Origin of the sequence: Streptomyces sp. NPDC059567 (assembly GCF_042735655.1) — a bacterium.
Lineage (GTDB): Bacteria > Actinomycetota > Actinomycetes > Streptomycetales > Streptomycetaceae > Streptomyces.
Genome location: NZ_JBHWBS010000149.1, coordinates 1 through 6,951, shown reverse-complemented (window position 1 = coordinate 6,951; position 6,951 = coordinate 1). Strand labels below are relative to the sequence as shown.

The window sequence follows — 6,951 nt, the reverse complement described above, 5'->3', positions numbered from 1 at the left end:
TTTTGTTGTTTGTGTGTGCCCGGAGCGCGCGCGCGCGGGGCGCGGCGCTCCACCCCCCCCCCCCCCCCCGCCCCTCTTCATACCCACGCCATGCCCGTAATGCCGCATTGATCCGGTTCTCGAATAATGAGGCCTGACGTCGGCTTGAGGAGAGCAGCGTGGCCAACCCCGTACCCCCTCGCGACCGGACCGACCAGCCCTGGCGCTCGGAAGGCGCCCCGCCGCCCGCGCCGCCCAAGCGGAAGATGCCCGGCGGCTGGGGAGGGCTCATCCTCACCGCCCTGATCGTCTACCTGATCGCCAACCTCGTCCTGTCGTTCTTCAACCGGGGCGACGAGCCGACGATCTCGTACACCGAGTTCAGCAAACAGGTCACCGCCGGCAACGTCACCAAGATCTACTCCAAGGGCGACGCCATCCAGGGCGAGCTGAAGAACAAACAGCCCCTCCCCAACGGCGACAAGGGCGACTACACCAAGTTCGTCACCCAACGGCCCGCCTTCGCCGACGACAACCTCTGGGACGAACTGACCGCCAAGGGCGTCACCGTCACCGCCGAGCCCGTCGTCCAGGAACGCAGCTTCCTCGCCAACCTGCTCATCTCGCTCGCACCCATGCTGCTGCTCGTCGTCCTGTGGATCTTCATCGCCCGCCGCATGAGCTCCGGCCTCGGCGGCGCGGGCGGAATGCTCGGACGCAAGGCCCCACCCAAGCCCGTCGAACTCGAACCCGGCGCCACACGCACCACCTTCGAGGACGTCGCAGGCATCGACGAGGTCGAAGGCGAACTCAACGACGTCGTCGACTTCCTCAAGAACCCCGCCGCCTACCGCGAGATGGGCGCCAAGATGCCACGCGGCGTCCTCCTCGCCGGCCCGCCCGGAACCGGAAAGACACTCCTCGCACGCGCGGTCGCCGGCGAGGCGGGAGTGCCCTTCTTCTCCGCCTCGGCATCGGAGTTCATCGAGATGATCGTCGGCGTCGGCGCCTCCCGCGTACGGGAACTCTTCGCCGAGGCCCGCAAGGTCGCCCCCGCCATCATCTTCATCGACGAGATCGACACCATCGGCCGCGCCCGCGGCGGCGGCTCGGGCATGGGCGGCCACGACGAACGCGAGCAGACCCTCAACCAGATCCTCACCGAGATGGACGGCTTCACCGGCTCCGAAGGCGTCATCGTCCTCGCCGCCACCAACCGCGCCGACGTCCTCGACCCCGCGCTGACCCGGCCCGGCCGCTTCGACCGGATCGTCCACGTCAACCCGCCCGACCGCGGCGGCCGCGAGGCCATCCTCAAGATCCACACCCGCGAGATCCCCCTCGCCCAGGACGTCGACCTGGTCCAGGTCGCCCGCACCACCCCCGGCATGACCGGCGCGGAGCTCGCCAACCTCGCCAACGAAGCCGCCCTCCTCGCCGTCAAACGACAACAGAAGGCCGTCACCCAGTCCGACATCTCCGACGCCCTGGAAAAGGTCCAGCTCGGCGCGGAACGACCCCTCGTCATGCCCGAGGAGGAACGGCGCCGCACGGCCTACCACGAGAGCGGCCACGCCCTGCTCGGAATGCTCCAGCCCGGCGCCGACCCCGTCCGCAAGATCACCATCGTGCCGCGCGGCCGCGCCCTCGGCGTCACCCTCTCGACGCCCGACTCCGACAAGTACGCCTACACGGAGGAGTACCTCCGCGGCCGGATCATCGGCGCGCTCGGCGGCATGGCCGCCGAACAGGTCGTCTTCGGGGTCACCACCACCGGCGCCGAGAGCGACCTGGAACAGGTCACCAACATCGCCCGCGGCATGGCCGGCCGCTGGGGCATGAGCGAACGCGTCGGCCGCCTCACCGCCATCCCCGGCGACGCCCAACAGGCGTACGGCCTCTCGGCGGCTCCCGCGACGCTCGACATGGTCGCCGACGAGATGCGCCGGATCGTCGACGAGTGCTACGAGAGCGCCCTCCGCCAACTCCGCGAGAACCGCGACAGACTCGACGCCCTCGCGACCGCCCTCCTGGCCAACGAGACCCTGGAGGAGGACGCCGCCTACCGGGCGGCCGGCATCACGCGTCTGAAGAAGGAGTCGTAGCCGCCGGGGGAGCGGGGACACCGTGCACCCCGCCCGAACACGTGGGCCGAGCCGCGCGCCGACCATGACGGGTGGGAGGCGGCCCCATGCGACCGACCGTCGGCTACGGCACCCGGGCGATCAGGTAGCGGAAGACGTTCGGCATCCACACCGTCCCGTCCCGGCGGACGTACGGATCCAGCGCCTCCGTGATCTCCTTCTCGACCTGGGACGGGTCCGTCGCCCGGACCGCCGCGTCGAACTCGCCCGTCGACAGCAGCCCCCGCACCGCACTGTCCTGGTCCGCGTACCCGAACGGGCACGACACCCGGCCCGATCCGTCCGGCTTCAGACCGGCCCGCGCCACCACCTCCTCCAGGTCGTCACGGAGCGCCGGCCGCCAGCCCGTCAGCCGGGCGGCGACCCGCAGCACCGACGCCGTCGCGCACCGCTCGGGCGGCCCCCAGCCCGCCAGCACGATCGCCGTGCCCGGTTGCGCCAGAGGAGTGACGTCCGCCAGCGTCCGGCCGAGCCCGGCCGACGCGTGGAAGGCCGTGATCACGTCGTACGGCGCACCCTCGACGGCCCACGCGTCGACCGGGTCCCCCTCGACAACCGCGTGCCCCGACCCCTCCGGCAGCCGCTCTCTCGCCAGCTCCACGCGCGCGTGGTCCCGGTCCACGCCGGTGGCGGCGGCCCCCCGGGAGGCCGCCATCAGCAGTGCGAGCCCCGAACCGCAGCCGAGCCCCAGGACCCGCGAGCCGCGGCCCACGTCGAGACGGTCGTACACCGCCTCGTAGAGCGGCACGAGCATGCGCTCCTGGATCTCGGCCCAGTCGCGCGCGGGATCGTGCCGGACGAGCGTAGGTGTCATGGAAAGCGCCCCAATCAGTGCCTGGTCGACAGCCCCCGTGTACGTGCGCCCGCATCCCCCCGTATGCCAGGGAACTGCGCATCCGTCCCCGCGTCCAGTGCTCGCGCCGGACCACTTCCCCTTCGGGGCAGGGCCGGTGCGCCGCCTTGCATCCGGAGCCGGTACTGTCCCCGCGTCGGGCCGCGTCCGCCCCCGGGGCACATGGGCCACCGCATACGCGCCGACGCGTATGCGCCACTACGCACCACCTTGCCGCGACCTGCGAGCCTTCTCCGCAGATCGGCGCACTGACCCTCGTCCGGACGCATGAACGGCAACTGACGGGTACGTGCAAATTATTTGGGATGCCCCGGAATGGAACCCGGGAGCACTTCGGCTCGTTGTACGCGACGTGAGCACGACACCACCTGTTCTCGCCGCAGAGCTGGCACAGGCGTGGGCCGACATTCAGCGGCACCACCCCGAACTGCCGGATCTTGCCGCGCCCGAGTCCCTGATCGGAGAGTCCTCGTCCGCCTGCGGCGCCGAGCTCTCCTTCGAGCGACTGCTCCACGAGGCAGTCCACGGCATCGCCGCCGCCCGAGGAGTCCGCGACACCTCACGCGCCGGCCGCTACCACAACCGCAGATTCCTGGCCATCGCCGAGGAGATGGGCCTCGACCACCCCGAGGAGCCGCACGCCAGCAGCGGCTTCTCCCTGGTCACGCTCAACCCCGAGGCGAAGCGGCGGTACCGGCCCACGATGGAGCGGCTCCAGCGCGCCCTCAAGGCCCACACCGTCGCGACGGCCGCGGACACCAAGCGCTCCTTCCGGGGCCCGGCCGCGCGCCACGGCTCCTCGGGCGGCGGCGTCCGCGTGAAGGCCGTCTGCGACTGCGGCCGCAACGTCCGCGTGGTCCCGTCCGTCCTCGCCCAGGCGCCCATCGTCTGCGGCGGCTGCGGCAAGCCCTTCCGCATCCCGGAAACGGTGGGGGCGGCGAGCTGAGCCGGGGTGTGCGCCCGGTCCGGCGTGCCACAGGCGTGTGGCACAATGGCTAGCTGTACTCGACAGTCGCATAGGACCCCTCTCTCCTCCGGCTGACGCGTCCATCGGGCACCCGAGTACCGCAACCCCACGTGGCATCTCATGTGCCCAACCACGTCAAGACCAGGAGACACCACTCCAGTGGCAGTCAAGATCAAGCTCAAGCGCCTCGGCAAGATTCGCCAGCCGCACTACCGCATCGTCGTCGCCGACTCCCGCACCCGCCGGGACGGTCGTGCGATCGAGGAGATCGGTCTGTACCACCCGACGTACAACCCGTCGAAGATCGAGGTCGACTCGGACCGCGCGCAGTACTGGCTGTCCGTCGGCGCCCAGCCGACCGAGCCGGTCCTCGCCATCCTGAAGCTCACCGGCGACTGGCAGAAGCACAAGGGCCTGCCGGCCCCGGCGCCGCTGCTGCAGCCGGCGACGAAGGAGGACAAGCGCGCCTCCTTCGACGCGTTCGCCAAGACCCTCGAGGGCGACGACGCCAAGGGTGAGGCCATCACCCCGAAGGCGAAGAAGGCCGACAAGAAGGCGGACGAGGCCGAGGCCGCGTCCACCGAGTCGACCGAGGCCTGATCGTGCTCGAGGAGGCTCTCGAGCACCTCGTGAAGGGCATCGTCGACAACCCTGACGAAGTGCAGGTCGCCTCGCGCAACCTGCGCCGCGGCCGCGTGCTCGAGGTTCGGGTCCACCCCGACGACCTCGGCAAGGTGATCGGCCGCAACGGCCGCACCGCGCGTGCGCTGCGAACCGTCGTGGGCGCCATCGGCGGCCGTGGCATCCGCGTCGACCTCGTCGACGTGGACCAGGTCCGCTGAGCAAGTTGGACACACCGGCACGGGCCGGGGAGGGCCTTCGGGTCCACCCCGGCCCGTCGTCGTCGGACAGGAGAGAATGAAGTCGTGCAGCTGGTAGTCGCGCGGGTCGGCCGCGCCCATGGCATCAAGGGCGAGGTCACCGTCGAGGTACGGACGGACGAGCCCGAGCTGAGGCTCAGCCCCGGAGCGGTCCTGCTCACCGATCCGGCCTCCACAGGGCCTTTGACCATCGAGACCGGCCGCGTGCACAGCGGACGGCTGCTGCTCCGCTTCGAGGGCGTACGCGACCGCAACGCGGCCGAGGCCCTGCGCAACACCCTGCTGATCGCCGACGTCGACCCCGAGGAGATGCCGGAGGGCGAGGACGAGTACTACGACCACCAGCTGATGGACCTGGACGTCGTACTCGCGGACGGCACCGAGATCGGCCGGATCACCGAGATCACCCACCTGCCGTCCCAGGACCTCTTCATCGTCGAGCGGCCCGACGGCACCGAGCTGATGATCCCCTTCGTCGAGGAGATCGTCACCGACATCGACCTGGAGGAGCAGCGGGCCGTCATCGACCCGCCGCCCGGTCTCATCGACGACCGCGCCGAGATCGTCTCCTCCCGGGACGAGGACTCCGCTCGGGACGAGGACTCCGCCGGGGACAAGCCCTCTGCCGGGGACGCCGGCGCATGAGGCTCGACGTCGTCACGATCTTCCCCGAGTACCTGGAACCCCTGAACGTCTCCCTGGTCGGCAAGGCACGCGCGCGTGGACAGCTCGACGTCCACGTCCACCACCTGCGGGAGTGGACCTACGACCGGCACAACACCGTCGACGACACCCCCTACGGCGGCGGCCCCGGCATGGTCATGAAGACCGAGCCCTGGGGCGACGCCCTCGACCAGACCCTCGCCGACGGCTTCGAGGCGGGCGCCCACGGCCCCGCCCTGGTCGTCCCCACGCCCAGTGGACGCCCCTTCACCCAGGAACTCGCCGTCGAGCTCTCCGAGCGCCCCTGGCTGATCTTCACGCCGGCCCGCTACGAAGGCATCGACCGGCGCGTCATGGACGAGTACGCCACCCGCATTCCGGTGTACGAGGTCTCCATCGGCGACTACGTCCTCGCCGGCGGGGAGGCCGCCGTCCTGGTGATCACCGAAGCCGTGGCCCGACTGCTGCCCGGCGTCCTCGGCAACGCCGAGTCCCACCGCGACGACTCCTTCGCCCCGGGGGCCATGGCCAACCTCCTGGAAGGCCCCGTCTACACCAAGCCCCCCGAGTGGCGCGGCCGCGCCATTCCCGACGTACTCCTCAGCGGGCACCACGGGAAGATCGCGCGCTGGCGCCGCGACGAGGCGTTCCGCCGCACAGCGGCCAACCGGCCCGACCTGATCGAACGCTGCGACCCCGCCGCCTTCGACAAGAAGGACCGGGAGATCCTCTCCATGATGGGCTGGGCCCCGGAGCCCGGCGGCCGATTTTGGCGCAGGCCCGGCGCCGTGGAAGAATAGGCCGCTGCTGTGTGTCCGGCGTGCGCCCCTGCCACAGGGGGACGACGCCCGCCCGGTACACCCGGCGCTCCATCTCCTTTTCGAACGTTCCGCTGATGACCTGTGGCATCAGCGAGGAAAGAGACCACCATGGCCTCCCTGCTCGACTCGGTCAACGCGGCTTCGCTCCGCACCGACCTCCCCGCCTTCCGCCCCGGCGACACCGTGAACGTCCACGTGCGCGTCATCGAGGGCAACCGCTCCCGTATCCAGCAGTTCAAGGGCGTTGTCATCCGCCGCCAGGGCTCGGGCGTCAGCGAGACCTTCACGGTCCGCAAGGTCTCGTTCTCCGTCGGCGTCGAGCGCACCTTCCCGGTGAACAGCCCGATCTTCGAGAAGATCGAGCTCGTGAGCCGCGGTGACGTCCGTCGCGCCAAGCTCTACTACCTGCGTGAGCTGCGCGGCAAGGCTGCCAAGATCAAGGAGAAGCGCGACAACTGAGCCTCGGCTCACCGATCGCGCGGGGCTTCGGAGCGATGATTCTCAGGGTGGCCGGATAGGCTCTGCCCCCGATGGACACCGAAGCACAGCACACGGAGCGCGACCGCGCCCCCCCCACCGCGGGGAGGGGGGCGGCCACCGCGCGTGTGGGGGGGACGCCGGACCACCCCCCCGGGGATGTGGC

General features: G+C 70.7%; 8 protein-coding genes. 7 read left to right on the top strand and 1 reads right to left on the bottom strand.

Annotation, left to right across the window (positions count from 1 at the left end; all coding sequences use genetic code 11):
• Positions 1 to 158: 158 nt before the first annotated feature.
• Positions 159 to 2,084 carry an ATP-dependent zinc metalloprotease FtsH gene (gene ftsH / locus ACFVZW_RS35345; protein WP_384530420.1) on the top strand — a complete coding sequence of 642 codons (1,926 nt, stop codon included), beginning with the start codon at positions 159 to 161 and terminating at the stop codon, positions 2,082 to 2,084.
• Positions 2,085 to 2,187: 103 nt separating this feature from the next.
• Here ftsH and ACFVZW_RS35340 read toward each other — a convergent pair whose 3' ends face one another.
• Positions 2,188 to 2,937: a class I SAM-dependent methyltransferase gene (locus ACFVZW_RS35340; protein WP_384530417.1), complete on the bottom strand. Its 750-nt coding sequence runs from the start codon at positions 2,935 to 2,937 to the stop codon at positions 2,188 to 2,190.
• Between the two features lie 391 nt (positions 2,938 to 3,328).
• On the opposite strand from ACFVZW_RS35340, the gene ACFVZW_RS35335 reads away from it, so the two are divergent.
• The 6 genes from ACFVZW_RS35335 to rplS all read left to right on the top strand — a co-directional run bounded on the left by ACFVZW_RS35335 (position 3,329) and on the right by rplS (position 6,767).
• Positions 3,329 to 3,922, top strand: coding sequence for a hypothetical protein (locus ACFVZW_RS35335; RefSeq protein ID WP_150232028.1), 594 nt, complete (start codon positions 3,329 to 3,331; stop codon positions 3,920 to 3,922).
• Between the two features lie 180 nt (positions 3,923 to 4,102).
• Positions 4,103 to 4,543, top strand: coding sequence for a 30S ribosomal protein S16 (rpsP, locus tag ACFVZW_RS35330; protein ID WP_260227749.1), 441 nt, complete (start codon positions 4,103 to 4,105; stop codon positions 4,541 to 4,543).
• 2 nt (positions 4,544 to 4,545) lie between these two features.
• Positions 4,546 to 4,785, top strand: a complete 240-nt coding sequence (locus tag ACFVZW_RS35325) for an RNA-binding protein (protein WP_020868149.1) — start codon at positions 4,546 to 4,548, stop codon at positions 4,783 to 4,785.
• An 84-nt stretch (positions 4,786 to 4,869) separates the two neighbouring features.
• On the top strand, positions 4,870 to 5,469 hold the full coding sequence (gene rimM, locus ACFVZW_RS35320; RefSeq protein ID WP_384530413.1) for a ribosome maturation factor RimM: 600 nt from the start codon (positions 4,870 to 4,872) through the stop codon (positions 5,467 to 5,469).
• Positions 5,466 to 6,287, top strand: coding sequence for a tRNA (guanosine(37)-N1)-methyltransferase TrmD (trmD, locus tag ACFVZW_RS35315; protein ID WP_329115414.1), 822 nt, complete (start codon positions 5,466 to 5,468; stop codon positions 6,285 to 6,287). Before rimM ends, trmD begins: the two co-directional genes overlap by 4 nt.
• A gap of 129 nt (positions 6,288 to 6,416) precedes the next feature.
• Positions 6,417 to 6,767 (top strand): 50S ribosomal protein L19, encoded by a 351-nt coding sequence (gene rplS / locus ACFVZW_RS35310; RefSeq protein WP_356894105.1) that lies wholly within the window; start codon positions 6,417 to 6,419, stop codon positions 6,765 to 6,767.
• Positions 6,768 to 6,951: the final 184 nt, after the last annotated feature.